The following is a 15,169-nucleotide window of genomic DNA, read 5'->3' as shown; positions in this document are numbered from 1 at the left end:
CCTCATGTAAAATTTTTCTTCATTTTTCTTTGGTGCTTCCCCGTTGACAAGCGGTGGATAATGTAGAAAAATGGGGAAAAAGAACGCCGCTGCGCGCCTCGGTTGGCCAATGGAAAGCAGGGATTACGTTGATTAAGGCGATCGTTTTTGACTTCGACGGACTCATTGTCGACACTGAATCGATCTGGTACGATTGTTACCGGGAAACGCTGTCCGCCCTCAATTTGGAGTTTCCAATTGAGGTGTTCAGCCGCTGCATCGGCACGCACGATACCGAAATGCGGAACTATTTGAAGGAAGTGGTCGGAGGGGAAGCGCAGGCGCTTCAAATCGTCGAGGCGGCCGCCCGGCTGCACGATGACAAAATCCTCAATGTGCAGGAGCGCCAAGGCGTGCGGGATTATTTGGAGGAAGCGAAGCAAGCCGGGCTGATGATCGGACTGGCCTCCAGCTCGAGCCGGAAGTGGATCGACCGGTTTCTGGACGAGCTCGGGCTGCGCTCTTACTTCCAAACGATCAAAACAAGCGAAGACGTAACGAACATCAAGCCCGATCCCGAGCTGTATTTGCGCGCGATCGAATCTCTCGGCGTGGAGCCTAGCAAAGCGGTCGCGTTCGAAGATTCCGTGAACGGCGCCAAAGCGGCCAAGGCGGCCGGACTGCGCTGCATTATCGTGCCCAACCGCGTAACTGAGAACTTGCTGTTCGAAGCGTACGATCTGCGCATCCGCTCCATGGGCGACCAGCCTCTCGCCGAATTGATCCGGCAGTTGAACGAGGCCGAAGGCTCGCCCGCAGGCTGAAGGCGGGATTCGCAAGAGACTGGTCTGCACGTGAACGGACTTCTGGTAATGGACTGTTAGTGATGGACTGATAGTGAACAGACTGCAAGTGATGGACGAACGACAGACTAAAGAGAATTGAATAGGAGAGAATCATGACGTATAAAATCGCATTTTTCGACATTGACGGCACGCTCGTGAACGAGGAAAAACAAGTGCCTCAAGACACGATCGCAGCGATCGCCGAGCTGAAGGAGAACGGCGTGGAGCCTGTTATCGCAACCGGCCGCGCCCCTTATTTCTTCCAGCCTTTGGCCGAGCTGCTCGGCATTGAATCGTTTGTCAGCTTGAACGGCGCTTACGTCGTGTACAAGGGAGATCCGCTTTACCACCGCACCATTCCGCTTTCCAGTCTGGAGAAGCTGGTTGAACATGCGGCGCGCCACAACCATTCGCTCGTGTTCGAAGGCAGCGAAACCTTTTTCACAAACGTGGAAAATCATCCCCATGTGTACGAAGCGGTCGCTTCGCTGCGGGTCGACCAGCCGGGTTACGATCCGGATTTTTGGCGCAATACGGACATCTACCAAGCTTTTCTCCACTGTGAGGCGCATGAAGAGCCGCTTTACGAGGGCGCGTTCGACGATCTGCGGCTCGTTCGTTGGCACCCGAAAGCGATGGACGTGCTTGTCGCCGGCGGTTCCAAAGCGCAGGGCATCGAGGCGATGCTTGACCGGCTCGGCCTGACGCCCGCGGACGCCGTCGCATTCGGGGACGGTTTGAACGACAAGGAAATGCTCACCCACGTCGGCCTCGGCATCGCGATGGGCAACTCCCACAAGGAGCTGCTGCCGTACGCCGATTATGTTACCGCATCGGTCGATGAAGGCGGCATCCGTCAAGGACTGCGTTACGCGAAGCTGATTTAGCGGTGGGGTGAAAAAGGAACCCGCACCGCTCCGGTCAAGTACAATTAACATTACAATCGATTAAGACGAAGAACGTCACTCTCCATTCCAAGCGAATGGAACAGTGTCGTTCTTCTTTTATTTGGGAGGGAGACTGTACAATGAATTTTGAAGAAGCGCATGACGCATTTATTCAGTACCATCTGCAGAGACGAACGGGGGAACGAAAAGGTCGTCTTGAGCGGGGTCATAGGGAAGCCGAAAAGTTGTTTTGCTGCAATGTATGGTGGCCTCACCGTAGTAATTTCGACGGTTTTCATCCGGAATTCGAAGTTGTCGATTGGCGCGGCCGATCCTATTTCTGCGATTTCGCCTGGCTGACGCCTGGTGTGAAGCTGATCGTCGAAATCAAAGGCTTCGGTCCGCACGTCCGGGATATGGACAGACAAAAGTATTGCAACGAACTGAACCGGGAAACCTTTTTAACTGCAATCGGGTTTCAAGTCATTTCATTTGCATATGACGACGTCGCTCATCGTCCCGAGCTATGCATCACTCTGCTGCGCATGGTGTTAAGCCGCTATCAGCCGCAATCTTCCCCGGTCAAGCTGATTCAAGTGACGGAGCGGGAAATCATACGCCTTGCCTGTATGCTCGCTCGCCCTCTGCGCCCTATCGACGTCGAGACCCATCTAGGCATCAACCATCGCACAGCCGTCCGAACGCTGCAATCGCTCTGCACGAAGGGTCTGTTCTCTGCGACATCCGGGGCGAAAGGCAAACATGTCGTGCGGTACGAACTTCAGCGAAGCGCGATTCATGAATTATAGAGAAGTTCACTTCAGAAATTACAGAGAAGTTCATTTCAGGAATTATTGAGAGCCTACTTCAGGGATTTTAGAGAAGCACGCAGTCATGGTTTTTTAAAATTCCTGCGTTCGTACATCTTTTTTCTTCTCATTTATCCACCACGTTGAAATTCCTGCAAATCTACATTTTTTTGTCGGTCCAACCGCCTGTTAAGGTGAATACGCCCTGGAATTCCTGTATATTTGCAGGCTTTTCCCTCCGACAAACGATTTCCCTAGATAAAAACTGCACATTTGCAGGCCTAGAGAGTTCAAATGGTAAAAAGGACCTCCAACTCCGCTTTTCTACGGAACTGGAGGTCCTTTTGCGCCAAATTGCATCAATTTCGTCAAATTTAGCCATTATACGCCGAATCGCGCCATATTGGGGGCTGCCTCATTCATGCGAGCACAAATGAGGCAGCTCCATCCTTTGATCGAGTGGATGCTGCCGCTTACAGCAGCTCCACCCTGTTATCGTGTGGATGCTGCCGCTTACAGCAGCTCCACCCTGTTAACGTGTGGATGCTGCCAACTACAGCCGCACCATCCACCCGAACGGATCGGGCTCGGTGCCCCGCTGGATGCCGGTTAGCGTGTCGTAAAGCCGCGCGGACAGCTCGCCGGTCTTGCCGCCGCCGATGACAAGCTTCTCACCCTGCCAGTGAAGCTCGCCAACCGGGGAGATGACGGCCGCCGTCCCGGTTCCGAACGCTTCCTCCAGCGTTCCGTCGCGATGCGCTTCGGCAATTTCGTCGATGGAGATTTGCCGCTGCTCCACCGGAACTCCCCAATGCGTCAGCAGCCGGATCATCGAATCGCGCGTAATGCCTTCCAAAATGCTGCCGTTCAGCGCCGGCGTGACCACTTTTCCGTTTATTTTGAAAAACATGTTCATGCTGCCGACTTCCTCGATATATTTGCGGTGGACGCCGTCGAGCCACAGCACCTGCGAATAGCCCTGCGGCGCCTCCTCCTGCGCCTTCAAGCCCGCCGCGTAGTTTCCTGCCGTCTTCGCATTGCCGACGCCGCCGGGCACCGCCCGCACATAATCCGATTCGACATGGATTTTGACGGGGTTGATGCCTTCCGCATAATAGGCGCCGACCGGCGACAGAATGATCATGAACAGATAGTTTCGGGACGGCGCAACGCCCAGCGTCGGCTGGGTGGCGATAATAAACGGCCGGATGTACAAGGACGTCCCTTCTTCAGCCGGAATCCAGTCCGCATCGACGCCGATCAGCGTCTTCAGCCCTGCAAGCGCAAGCTCCTCGTCGAGGGGAGGAATGCTCAGCCGGTCGTTCGAGCGGTTCAAACGGCGGAAATTCATGTCCGGCCGGAAAAGGGAAATGGCGCCGTCCGCCGTTTTGAACGCTTTTAACCCTTCAAACACCGTCTGGCCGTAATGAAACACCTTCGCCGCCGGGTCGAGCGTAATCGGCTGATACGGCACAACGCGCGGACTGTGCCAGCCTTTTCCCGTTTCGTAATCCAGCATAAACATATGGTCGGTAAAAATAGTCCCGAACCCGATCCGGGATACTTCGGGCTTCGTTTTGGGAGCGCTCGTGCGCTCAATTGCGATCGAATAAGCCACCTTCATGCATCTCCTTACACCGAATGATAGTTGTAACCCAATCGTATCACTCCCCCAGGTATATTCATAGTATCTGTTTTATGGGATAATCATACCTATTAAGTATACTTTGGGCGGAGGAATGCGAATGGATATGCGTCAGCTGCGTTATTTTTTGGCGGTGGCGAAGGAAGGGCAAATTACGCGTGCCGCCAAGTCGCTCAACATGGAGCAGCCCCCGCTCAGTCGGCAGCTGAAGCTGATGGAGCAGGAGCTCGGCGTAATACTGTTCGACCGCAGCGGCAACCGGCTGACGCTCACCCATGCGGGCGAGCTGCTGCGCAGCCGGGCCGAATTACTGCTCGCCCAGTTTCAGGAAACGCTGAAAGAAGTGAAGGAGCTCGATGAAGGAGTGCAGGGCGTGCTGCCGATCGGAGCGGTCGTCTCCTGTATTTCGCTGCTGCCCGAGCGGATCGAACGGTTCCGGCAGCACTACCCGGGCGTGACGTTTAAAATCCAGGAGGGCGACCATTTCCTGCTCGGCGCACAGCTGGAGAAGCGTACAATCGAGATGATCGTCGCCCGACTTCCGTTCGAGGCGGCAGCCGAATCGCGGCAATATCACGTGCTGCAGCTGCCTTCCGACCCGTTCGTAGCCGTCATTCCGAGCGGCTGGACGCATCCGGGCCGGCAATCGATCACGATGCGCGAGTTGGCGGAGTACCCGCTGCTGACACTGAAAACCGATCAGACGACCGGCATGCACGAGCGGGTAACAAATCAGTTCCGTCAGCACGGCCTGCGGCCGCATATTATATGCGAATGCTCCAGCGTCGCCATCATTATCGCGCTTGTGGCGGCGGGCATCGGCGCGACCCTTTTTCCAAAATCGGTTATGGCGTCCTTTCCCATTCCTACGATCAAAATGCTGAACCTTGCCGATGCCGACTTCCAGTCCGAGGTCGGGATCGTATGGCTCAAAGACCGTTACCTGTCCAAAAGCGCCCGCAACTTCATCGACATGTTCTGATTATCTCACACGCGGAAGTCATGGCACTCCAATCGCCAATCGCCGCTATACATCAAGCGCCATGCAAGGAACGCCGCTGCGGATTTCGGCAAGATTGTGGACAAGCCACTTCCGCCGGGCATCGCTTGCCGATTCGGCGCTCCACGCATTGAACAGAATGAGACAAAGGTCGCTGCGCCGTCTTTCGATGAAAAGAGGCAGCTCGCGCAGCCACTCATCGCCAAGCCGTCCCGCCCGGTTGTACCCCTTCATGAAATGCTGGAGAAACCGGTTTGCAAACGCCGAAATTTCGTCGTTATCGTACAGCGGACCGTTCCATACCGGAAAAACGGACGCATAATAGACCGCCATCGCGATGTCCTGGACAAAGTAATCGTAACCGCAATCGTCAAAATCAAACGCCGTAATCCGTCCGTCCGATACGAAAAAGTTGCCGTGGTGCAGATCCCGGTGGCACAGCCCGAACCCTTCGCGCCCTCGGGGAAGCGCGCTTATCGCTTCCGAAACCTCCGCATATTTGCGCCACGCACCCCACTCCTCCGGAGAGGCAAAGCTTTCCGTGTCGAAGGCTAACGTGTCCTGATCGGGCCTGACCGGCATCCCGCGCGTCACGTTGTAGGTTTTCGCAAGCGCATGCATTTCGGCCGTCAGCTGCCCCCAAGCCTCGAACAGTTTCGTTCCCCATTCGCCGTGCCGGGCGTCCGCATGGCCCCCGGGAGCCCGTTCGAATCCGGTTAACGTGAAGTAGCCCCGGTCCGCTTCCATCACTTCGATCAAACTGCCCAAATCCGACGGCACCGGCTTCGCCACACTTGCGCCGTTGTCCGCCAAATAACCGACCCAATTCAGCTCGGCCAAAATCTGGTCCGCCGGCCGGTGGGAGCTGTGGGAGACACGCAGCACGAGGTCGCGCCCTTTGCTCCGGTATCCGTACAATATATTTTCGAATCCGCCGATCCGTCGGGCGGTCTCCGGGTTGATGCCAAACCGCTGCGACGCTGCCGCTAAGCGCTCTTTCGTAAACGTCGTCTGCCAATTATCCATCTGAACCCCGCCTTTGAATGGAGTTGTTTTTACTCAAGCATACCACTGCGCCGCAGCGATACGAAACGGAAATTTTGATTTAAAGCCGTTTTATTGTTGACAAGCTGCTGTATGATCCGCATAATACACCTATAGTGTATGAACTACATAGTACACACACTCGCGACGAATGAGAGGTTGACGAATGAAAACGAATGAAGGCTGGACGGAAGTTGCGTTCAATAACCGTGATCCGGTCTATCTTCAGGTGGTCCGTCATTTCAAGGAAATGATCGCCACCGGCCGGCTTGGTGCAGGTGACGCCATTCCTTCGCGAAGGGAGCTCGGGGCATTGATGAAGATTAATCCCAATACGGCGCAAAAAGCATATAAGGAAATGGAGGAGCAGCAGTTGATCGTAACCGAAGGGAATTCCCCCAGCAAAATAACGCCCGATCAGGATGTGCTGCGCACGATCCGGTCGGAGCTTCTTGGCGATGCCGTCGACGCCTTTGTCGCATCCGTCCGCAAGATCGATGTTCCGGTTGACGAAGTGCTGGCGGTGGTCAAACGCAAATACGAGGAAGGCTTAGCCATGGAAAAGCAAGCGGATACGGAAGGTGGACGGGCATGATTGACGTGAACGGCCTTTATAAGCGGTACCGCCGCCGCGATGTGCTTAGCGGCGTTTCCTTCACCTCCGCCAAAGGGCAGATTACGTGCCTGATCGGCATCAACGGTGCGGGAAAATCGACGATACTGAAGGCGATTATGGGACTGACCCCGCTGAAAAATGGAACCGTCCTGATCGACGGTGAGCCGATTGGAAAAAATATGTATGAGAAGGTGGCGTTCATACCGGACCGCCTGACGATGCCGACCGGCATGAGGGTTGCCGACGGGCTCCGGTTCATGCAGGACTTTTACCGCAGCTGGAACCCGGCACGGGCCGAAGAGCTCATAAGCTTCTTCCGCCTGGACCCGTCCGAGCGGATCGGAAGCCTCTCCAAAGGAACGGCGGCCAAGCTCAATTTAGTGCTGGGCCTCGCTCAGGACACAGATTATGTGCTGATGGACGAGCCATTCTCGGGCATCGATCTGTTCAGCAAAGAGCAAATCGCAGAGGTATTCACTAGCCACTTGATCGAGGATCGCGGAGTGCTGCTGACGACACATGAGATCGGGGACGTCGAGCATCTGATCGACAGGGCCGTTTTGCTTCATGACGGCAAAGTCGGCCTGTCGTTTGATTGCGAACAGATGCGCAGCGAGCAGGGAAAATCCGTGATTGACGTCATGAGGGAGGTGTACCGGACGTGAACCGTTATTTGAAACTGGTACATATGGAAATCCATCGTTTCCGTTATGTGATGGCAGGCCTGATGGCCGTTACGCTGCTGTTCCAAACCGTTCCGATGATATTCAAGCTGTCACAGGAAGTGTCTTTTAGACAGGAAGCGGCCCTGAAAGGCGCGCCTGTACCCGGCACCCCCTTCTTCCCAAGCGGCAAACTTTCGTTTGCGTGGGCGATGTTTAATACACAGTTCTGGTTCATAATACCGATTCTGATCTGTATAGCTGCGCTTGCCTTATATGTTTTCCTCATCTGGTATCGCGACTGGATCGGCCGAAGCACCTTCGTCTACCGGCTGCTGATGCTGCCGACGGAGAGACGAAACATTTATTTGGCCAAATTAACCGCCATTCTCGTCTTCGTGTTCGGTCTGCTGGCCTTTCAGCTGCTGCTGCTGCAGCTCGAAACGCTGATTTTCAACATGATCGTGCCGGCCGACATGAGGGAAGCTTCGCCGTTTGCGGACGCCATTTCGGCCAACCAGGCGCTACCTGTTCTGCTGCCGCATAATCTAGCTCAATTTCTTATGGGATACGGACTTGGCGTCATCGCCGTTTTGATCGTGTTCACCGCCATCCTGATCGAAAGAAGCTACCGGCGGATTGGAATTCTCTATGCGATCCTTTACATGGTCGCATGCGTAGCCGCTTTTTTGATGCCGCTTTTGACGCTTGGATTCGAATCACCCTTCGCTTATTTGTATCCTGGAGAAATATTCGTCATCGAGCTTGCGGTATGTGCAATCATCGCAGCTGTTTCCATTTGGCTTGGATTCCGGCTGATCGCTAAAAAGATAACGGTGTAAGGAGGGGCATTATGAAGCGTTACGCGCTGAGCATTTTACTGGGTTTACTCATCGTGGCCGGAGTTGGCAGTTACTACGTGTACAACGCTGCGGACCGCCTGCCGCAATACAGGCTGATGACGCTTGAAGGCAATGCCGATGAGGCCGCAAAAATCGAACTTTCCGGCCACTACGGCGGGCGAATGCGCTCGGAATCTCTTACGGTCGGCATAGACGGCAGCGATTATTCAAGCAGGGAATCCGTCTTCAGCAAATCCTTTTTCGGCGCCCGCCGCTGGTTTACAGAAAGATACGGCATGAAGCAGCTGATCGCGGAGCACCGCCAGTTTATGAGGGGAAAAGGTTGGCCGTTCGGCTTCTATAAGGACAAGGAGTGGCTCATCTATGTGCAGCCGGCCATCTTAAACCGCGATAAACCGGCTCAGAGGGCGGTCTTGAATGTCAGCCTTCTTCATTTGGATTCGGGTAAATCGCAAAATTTTGAGACAATCGTAGGCGGAGGGCCTTCGTTTATAAGCGGTTCCTACGACGTCCAGCGGCTCGGCAATGAGCTGCATATCGTGGCAGCACAATCGTATTGGCCTGAACAGTCTGCGGATCACACTGCGGATTCACTGAAAATCGAATACTACGATTATGTCGTGAATATGACAAGCGGACAGCTGATTCGGGAAGTAAAGCTGGACCCCGGATTCGTTAATACGAAGGAGATCGAATATCGAATCGACGTCGCAACCGGCAGCAACAATGTAGAACCTTCCGCTTATTGTCTGCTTGTCGTGAACGAAAATAAAGTTTGGACGAACGAACACGGAAAAAATAGCGAGCGGATAGCGGCGCACCTTTATTCCTATTCCTACAAGACCGGACAACTGACCGCTCTGCCGGAAACGTTATCGGAAGGAAAGCTCGGCCCTCGCTTTAACTATTCGTTAACCGGAAATCAGTTGTATTCACACGATTCTAGCCCCGGCATTATCCGTTTGAAGACATACAATCTGGAAACGGGCGTCACCGGGAAGGAAATGACTATCACCGCCAAGCAGCTGGGCGCAGATAAAATCGATAACGCGGTGTTGGAAGACGACCGCCTCTATATCCTAATGCACCGCAGCCGTACCGCCCTTGCCGCCGTGGTGAATGCAATGGACGGAACTGTGCTGTACAAAGGCGAAGCCGTTTATAACGGACCGAAGAAAGAGGCTGCGGCCAACCTTGCGCACCTGAACCTGCTGAATATCGGTCTCAAACATTGAACAACCAGGTAATGGCTATGAATACGCCCATCGCTTTCAACCTGAAAGTCGAGTTTCTCCGAAATCTTGAAGTTTATACCTATCAAATGGTTTATTATCTGCTTGAAAATGAAGCTTTGGCGACCAAAGCAGCCATGACTGCACTGCTTGAAGTAAGCCGGCGGGATGAATTTTTCATCCTTCCCTCCTCTTCGCAGCTGGCCATCCTAAAGAAAACGGCAATTGCTCGTGCCTTAGCGGTAAAACAATCGAATCATGCCGAATGACCGGCCTCACTTTCAGTCCGCGCGCAGCGCGGATTTTTTTTCGGATTGGGCATTGAATCATAATATGTAAACGTTAAAAAGCTTTTTATTTAAATAAACGTAATCAAAATTAAATAAATCATTGACGTTTGCTAACTATCTTTTTATAATAGGTTTTATTTTCCCCAAATACCTATAATCAACTAGGGTTAGTTTAATATAGTCGGCAATGGAGGGGTCAAACTGATTGAATTGCGCAATATCAGCAAATATTACGGGTCGGGACAACATGCGGTTCAGGCCATTCGCAATATTTCGCTGCAGGTTGGACAAGGAGAAATTTTCGGCGTGATCGGACATTCCGGGGCCGGCAAAAGCACGCTGCTGCGGTGCGTCAATCTGCTGGAGCGCCCGACCTCCGGTTCGGTGCACGTCGGAGAGACGGAGCTGACCGCCCTGACGGAACGCCAGCTGCAGAAGCAGCGCCGCAAAATCGGCATCATTTTTCAGCATTTCAACTTGCTGTCTACAGCCACCGTGCGCGACAATATCGCGTTTCCGCTCAAGCTGGACAAACAGTCCAAAGCGGAAATCCGCTGGCGTGTGGAAGAGCTCCTGCAGCTGGTCGGGCTTCAGGAGCACGGCGACAAGTACCCGGCACAGCTCTCAGGCGGCCAGAAGCAGCGCGTCGGCATCGCCAGGGCGCTTGCGAACAATCCCGATGTGCTGCTTTGCGACGAAGCGACTTCGGCGCTTGATCCGCAGACGACCCAATCGATTTTGTCGCTGCTGCAGGACATTAACGAGGAGTTGGGCATTACCATCCTGCTCATTACGCACGAGATGAACGTTATCCGTTCGATCTGCGACCGCGTAGCTGTCATGGAGGGCGGCGAAATCGTCGAGGAAGGGAGCGTGCTCGATGTTTTTCTCACTCCGAAGCATGCCGTTACCCAGCGGTTCGTCAGCGAAAATGCGGACAAAATCGATTTCGGTGCTTTCAAGCGGCGCGCGGGCGGACAACTGTTCCGCATCCATTATTCGGGCGATGAAACGTACGAACCGATCCTGTTCGAAACATTGAAAGCGAGCGGAGTCAGCTGCGCCATCCTGCACGGGACGGTGTCGCGCATCAAGCATACGCCGTACGGTCAACTGGTTGTGGAGCTGAAAGGCGAACCGTCCGAAATCGACCGCGTTGTCGCAGCGATGAACAGGGACGGACTTCATGCGGAGGTGATCTCTTGATGCTGAAAAAGATTTCGTGGGACGAGATTTGGCAGGCGTCTCAAGATACCGTCTGGATGATGGCCGTCTCGCTTGCATTCACGTTCGTGCTCGGCTTGGCGCTTGGCATCGTGCTCTATTTAACGTCAAGCAGGCTGCTGCTGCGCCAGCCCGCCGTATACGGCGTTTTGTCCGTCGTCGTCAATGTGCTCCGATCCGTGCCGTTTGTCATCCTGATGATCTCCATCATGCCGTTCACCAAATGGATTACCGGCACCTCCATCGGCGTCGAAGGCTCCATCCCGCCCCTTGTCGTCGCGGCAACGCCATTCTTCGCCCGCTTGGTCGAAACGTCGCTGCGCGAGGTCGACCGCGGCGTCATTGAAGCGGCACAGGCGATGGGCGCATCCAAGTGGGACATCGTGCGCCGCGTCCTGCTTCCCGAAGCGCGGACGGGCCTGATCGCCGGCATTACGATTACGGCCGTTACGCTCGTCTCGTACACGGCGATGTCGGGCGTAATCGGCGGCGGCGGTCTTGGCGACCTGGCGCTCCGTTACGGCTATCAGCGGTTCCAGACCGATGTCATGCTCGTGACGGTCGTGCTTCTTATCGTGCTCGTCCAAATTCTTCAAACAGCCGGTGACCTGCTCGTCCGCAGGTTCAGCCGCAAGTGAGGATTTGAAATAAATAGATCCATTTATAGGAGGGTAACCAAATGAAAAAATCGATGATCATCATGCTATTCATCATGCTCAGCGTGGCGCTTGCCGCCTGCGGCGCCAAAAAAGAAACCGCCGGCAACAGCGCCGGCAGCTCCGTTTCGGAAGAAAAAAACGTCACGCTGACGGTCGGAGCGACCCCCGTTCCGCACGCCGAAATTTTAAACGTCGTCAAGCCGATTTTGGCCAAAGAAGGCATTACGCTTGAAGTGAAAGAATTCAACGATTACGTGCAGCCGAATGTTCAGTTGTATGAAAAACAGCTGGACGCGAACTTTTATCAGCATACCCCTTATTTGGACCAGTTCAACAAAGACAAAGGCTACGACCTCGTTAAAGTGGCCGGCGTGCATCTGGAGCCGATAGGCGCTTACTCCAAAAAGATCAAGTCGACCGGCGAATTGAAAGACGGCGCCACCGTCGCGATTCCAAACGATGCGACCAACGGCGGACGCGCGCTGCTGTTGCTGGCGGCCAATGACTTGATCAAGCTGAAGGACGGCACAGGTGTCGCCGCAACCGTCAAGGACGTGACGGACAACCCGAAAAACCTGAAATTCAAGGAGTTGGAAGCCGCTACGCTGCCGCGCGTATTGGATGAAGTCGATCTGGCGATCATCAATACGAACTTTGCGCTGGAAGCGAAACTTGACCCGACGAAGGACGCGCTGTTTATCGAAGGTAAAGATTCCCCTTACGTCAACATCCTTGTCACCCGTCCGGACAACAAAGATTCCGATACCATCGGGAAGCTGGTCAAGGCGCTGAACTCGGACGAAGTCAAGACGTTTATCAATGACAATTATAAAGGCTCCATCCTGCCGGCGTTTTAAGCGGTCGGATACCGATAACGCATCTGCCTGCTGTTTGACGGGAAAGATGGAATAACGAACTTATAAGGGCTGTTCCCGGGGGCAAGCTGAAGCTTGCGCCCGGGAACAGCCCTTTTTCTGCTCTTTCGAAGCAGCCAAGATGCGCTTCTGGAGTTCAGCAAAAAGGAGAAATTTTTTCGAATAACCCTATTCCTCTCAGCTCGAATGCACCTGATTTACGGTCTGCGCGCAGCGAGTTGTCGGATCAACCCGGCGATGATGGCGGGACTTGAATAGGGAGACCAAATAATGGGTACATTGTGATGGGATTTTGAATTTGGTTACCAAAGGAGAAGTTTAACTTGTGGATCATCAAAACGGAACATCAAAGAAATGAAGATGGTGGAACGGTAGCTTTGGAACTGGAATCGGACGATAAGCTTCTGGATGTTAATGTAAGATGGGACGGTTGTATGGAAATTCACGTTTACTCCATAACTGAAGAAAACCGCCAACTAAAAGATACTTTTCATACTTGTGATATAAAAGGATTTATTGATGCGCTTCATAGCCTTGATCGCGTTTGTCAGGATTACTTTGGCGAGGGAAGCTATTGGGAACGAACAGAAGATCATTTTTAAGCGGATAGATACGGAACGTGCCCGCAGCTCATTAGATCAAATCACGGAATAACGAACAAATAAGGGCTGTTTCCGAGGGCAAGCTGAAGCTTGCGCCCGGGAGCAGCTCTTTTTTCGCTGTGTTGTTTCCATTTCCGCTTTGTTGCTTCTACTCCCCCTGTGTTGCTTCCACTCCCGCCTCCGCATGTGTAAAGAGCAAGTAAATATATGGTTTTTTGTTACCATTTGGGTTATATTGCGTAGTAAAAAGTGCATTTTCAATAGACAATGCCGCATAAAATGTACTACATAAGGGGGAAGCGACATGAATCCGGAAATGAACCCAAACATTAGAAAAGGGAGACTTAGGCCGCTTATAACGGTCGCCATCGTGCTGGTGTTTGTACTGATTGTCGGCTTCAACGCCGTTTCGACCGTCCAGTACGGTCACGTCGGGTTGTACAAAACGTTCGGCAGGCTGAACGACAGCGTACTGGAGCCGGGCATTCACTTGAAGATTCCGTTTTTTCAGTCGATCATTCAAGTGAACACCCAGGTGACGAAAGCGGAAACCGACACTTCCGCCTCTTCCAAAGATTTGCAGCCGGTATCGACGCATGTGGCGGTCAACTATTCCGTGGATAAATCAACCGTTTTTAACCTGATGAACAATATCGGAGGCGCTTACGATTCGATCATTATCAATCCTGCCATTCAGGAAATCGTCAAAGAAGTGACCGCCCGTTACAAGGCGGAAGATTTGATCGGGCAGCGGGAGCTCGTTGCCGGCGAAATCAGCGAGCTTCTAACGAAGCGGCTGGCCAAATACGATCTGATCGTGAATGAAATCAACATTGTCAACTTCAAGTTTTCGGACGCGTTCAACCAGTCGATCGAAGCAAAGCAGGTTGCGCAGCAGCAGGCGCTCAAAGCGGAAAACGATCTGAAACGGATTCAAATCGAAGCGAAGCAAAAAATCGCGCAGGCCCAGGCCGAAGCGGGGTCACTGAAACTGAAGAAGCAGGAAGTGACACCCGAGCTCGTCCAGCTGAAGCAAATCGAAGTGCAGGAGAAAGCGCTGGAAAAATGGGACGGCAAGCTGCCTTCCGTCACCGGCGGCGCCACGCCGTTCATCGACGTCGGCCAGATGACCGGCAAGTAATTCCATCATAACCGCTCCGTCCATCGTTTGATGCAATTCCCCTTAAGCAATCCGCAACGGTTGCTTAAGGGGAATTTTCTTGCCAAGGATTATCGCTTCAATCCCTTGTTACTGTGAAAAAGTCAGAACGCTAAAGCACTAAAGCTTTTTCAAAACTTCGAAAAAAAATAGAACTGACGTTTCTGAAAATTAACGTCAGTTCTATACAAATGAAGCAACTAATCATTGCAACACGATTACAAACTTTTAATCTTTAGATCTAAGTCATAGTCTATTGCTGTTTGAATAGCTCTTTTGAAAAGTTCAAATAAATCTTCTCCTCTATTATTAGCAAAATAATTGGCTAAACTTGTAATTTCAGGGCTAATATCATTCCCCCATGGCGGCTGTTTAGACAGATCCTCAATATCCCAAATCACTTTGCTTGGAGGAATGGCTTCTAATAAGTTTCTGATTTCTTTCACTTCTTCTAATAGAGCGGGCACAAATTTATTCTCCAGGTTTCCACTATAAAGCCGTTTCATCAAGAATGGGTACTTTGTTCCCCATCCGTTAGGTTCAAGATTGTAACTAATTGTAGAGAAGAATGCGTGTAGAAAGTTGCCCGTTCCCACAGGAAACCAAAAATATGAGGCTGATAAACCAACCATATTCTATTCCTCCCTTTTAGATTTCAATCTTATTTCTACATTTCCACCAGTTCTACTATTACAAGCTTAACCGAAACACTATCAAGCCGTGGTTAACCCAAACAGACATCGGCGTTCAGGAACAGAAACGCGCGGGCCGGTGTCGG

The 15,169-nt window shown here is 52.7% G+C and carries 17 protein-coding genes; 14 read left to right on the top strand and 3 right to left on the bottom strand.

Features of this window, described 5'->3' with window-relative positions:
* Positions 1–131: 131 nt before the first annotated feature.
* The 3 genes from VN24_RS13930 to VN24_RS13920 all read left to right on the top strand — a co-directional run bounded on the left by VN24_RS13930 (position 132) and on the right by VN24_RS13920 (position 2,520).
* Positions 132–803, top strand: coding sequence for an HAD family hydrolase (locus VN24_RS13930; RefSeq protein WP_082084226.1), 672 nt, complete (start codon positions 132–134; stop codon positions 801–803).
* 134 nt (positions 804–937) lie between these two features.
* The gene (locus VN24_RS13925; RefSeq protein ID WP_045670896.1) at positions 938–1,711 is read left to right on the top strand and encodes a Cof-type HAD-IIB family hydrolase; all 774 of its coding nucleotides are present in this window, start codon (positions 938–940) and stop codon (positions 1,709–1,711) included.
* Between the two features lie 140 nt (positions 1,712–1,851).
* Positions 1,852–2,520 carry a DUF559 domain-containing protein gene (locus VN24_RS13920; RefSeq protein WP_045670895.1) on the top strand — a complete coding sequence of 223 codons (669 nt, stop codon included), beginning with the start codon at positions 1,852–1,854 and terminating at the stop codon, positions 2,518–2,520.
* A gap of 553 nt (positions 2,521–3,073) precedes the next feature.
* Here VN24_RS13920 and VN24_RS13915 read toward each other — a convergent pair.
* Positions 3,074–4,138: a branched-chain amino acid aminotransferase gene (locus VN24_RS13915; protein WP_045670894.1), complete on the bottom strand. Its 1,065-nt coding sequence runs from the start codon at positions 4,136–4,138 to the stop codon at positions 3,074–3,076.
* A gap of 127 nt (positions 4,139–4,265) precedes the next feature.
* On the opposite strand from VN24_RS13915, the gene VN24_RS13910 reads away from it, so the two are divergent.
* The gene (locus VN24_RS13910; RefSeq protein ID WP_045670893.1) at positions 4,266–5,147 is read left to right on the top strand and encodes a LysR family transcriptional regulator; all 882 of its coding nucleotides are present in this window, start codon (positions 4,266–4,268) and stop codon (positions 5,145–5,147) included.
* A 45-nt stretch (positions 5,148–5,192) separates the two neighbouring features.
* Here VN24_RS13910 and VN24_RS13905 read toward each other — a convergent pair whose 3' ends face one another.
* Positions 5,193–6,191 (bottom strand): phosphotransferase enzyme family protein, encoded by a 999-nt coding sequence (locus VN24_RS13905; RefSeq protein WP_045670892.1) that lies wholly within the window; start codon positions 6,189–6,191, stop codon positions 5,193–5,195.
* Positions 6,192–6,375: 184 nt separating this feature from the next.
* Between VN24_RS13905 and VN24_RS13900 the strand changes: the two genes are divergently transcribed.
* From VN24_RS13900 to VN24_RS13850, 10 genes are all read left to right on the top strand, one after another.
* Positions 6,376–6,804: a GntR family transcriptional regulator gene (locus VN24_RS13900; RefSeq protein WP_045670891.1), complete on the top strand. Its 429-nt coding sequence runs from the start codon at positions 6,376–6,378 to the stop codon at positions 6,802–6,804.
* The gene (locus tag VN24_RS13895; RefSeq protein WP_045670890.1) at positions 6,801–7,490 is read left to right on the top strand and encodes an ATP-binding cassette domain-containing protein; all 690 of its coding nucleotides are present in this window, start codon (positions 6,801–6,803) and stop codon (positions 7,488–7,490) included. The genes VN24_RS13900 and VN24_RS13895 overlap by 4 nt, the downstream gene beginning before the upstream one ends.
* Positions 7,487–8,329, top strand: coding sequence for a hypothetical protein (locus tag VN24_RS13890; protein WP_052702948.1), 843 nt, complete (start codon positions 7,487–7,489; stop codon positions 8,327–8,329). The genes VN24_RS13895 and VN24_RS13890 overlap by 4 nt, the downstream gene beginning before the upstream one ends.
* An 11-nt stretch (positions 8,330–8,340) precedes the next feature.
* The gene (locus VN24_RS13885) at positions 8,341–9,585 is read left to right on the top strand and encodes a hypothetical protein (protein ID WP_045670889.1); all 1,245 of its coding nucleotides are present in this window, start codon (positions 8,341–8,343) and stop codon (positions 9,583–9,585) included.
* Positions 9,586–9,602: 17 nt separating this feature from the next.
* Positions 9,603–9,851 carry a hypothetical protein gene (locus VN24_RS13880; RefSeq protein ID WP_052702947.1) on the top strand — a complete coding sequence of 83 codons (249 nt, stop codon included), beginning with the start codon at positions 9,603–9,605 and terminating at the stop codon, positions 9,849–9,851.
* Positions 9,852–10,073: 222 nt separating this feature from the next.
* Entirely contained in the window at positions 10,074–11,078 is a 1,005-nt protein-coding gene (locus tag VN24_RS13875; protein WP_045670887.1) for a methionine ABC transporter ATP-binding protein, read from the top strand.
* Complete coding sequence (locus tag VN24_RS13870) at positions 11,078–11,734, top strand: methionine ABC transporter permease (RefSeq protein ID WP_045670886.1); 657 nt, start codon at positions 11,078–11,080, stop codon at positions 11,732–11,734. The genes VN24_RS13875 and VN24_RS13870 overlap by 1 nt, the downstream gene beginning before the upstream one ends.
* Positions 11,735–11,775: 41 nt before the next feature.
* Positions 11,776–12,612, top strand: coding sequence for a MetQ/NlpA family ABC transporter substrate-binding protein (locus VN24_RS13865; protein WP_045670885.1), 837 nt, complete (start codon positions 11,776–11,778; stop codon positions 12,610–12,612).
* A 341-nt stretch (positions 12,613–12,953) separates the two neighbouring features.
* The gene (locus VN24_RS13855; protein ID WP_045670883.1) at positions 12,954–13,232 is read left to right on the top strand and encodes a hypothetical protein; all 279 of its coding nucleotides are present in this window, start codon (positions 12,954–12,956) and stop codon (positions 13,230–13,232) included.
* 304 nt (positions 13,233–13,536) lie between these two features.
* Positions 13,537–14,373 carry a prohibitin family protein gene (locus VN24_RS13850; RefSeq protein ID WP_045670882.1) on the top strand — a complete coding sequence of 279 codons (837 nt, stop codon included), beginning with the start codon at positions 13,537–13,539 and terminating at the stop codon, positions 14,371–14,373.
* A gap of 236 nt (positions 14,374–14,609) precedes the next feature.
* Here the strand turns inward: VN24_RS13850 and VN24_RS13845 are convergent, their stop codons facing one another.
* Positions 14,610–15,023, bottom strand: coding sequence for an immunity 70 family protein (locus VN24_RS13845; protein WP_045670881.1), 414 nt, complete (start codon positions 15,021–15,023; stop codon positions 14,610–14,612).
* Positions 15,024–15,169: the final 146 nt, after the last annotated feature.

The sequence above is a fragment of the Paenibacillus beijingensis genome (assembly GCF_000961095.1).
GTDB classification, from domain to species: Bacteria; Bacillota; Bacilli; order Paenibacillales; family Paenibacillaceae; genus Paenibacillus_O; species Paenibacillus_O beijingensis.
Note: the sequence above shows the minus strand (reverse complement) of the source record. Positions and strands in the feature narration are given on the sequence as shown.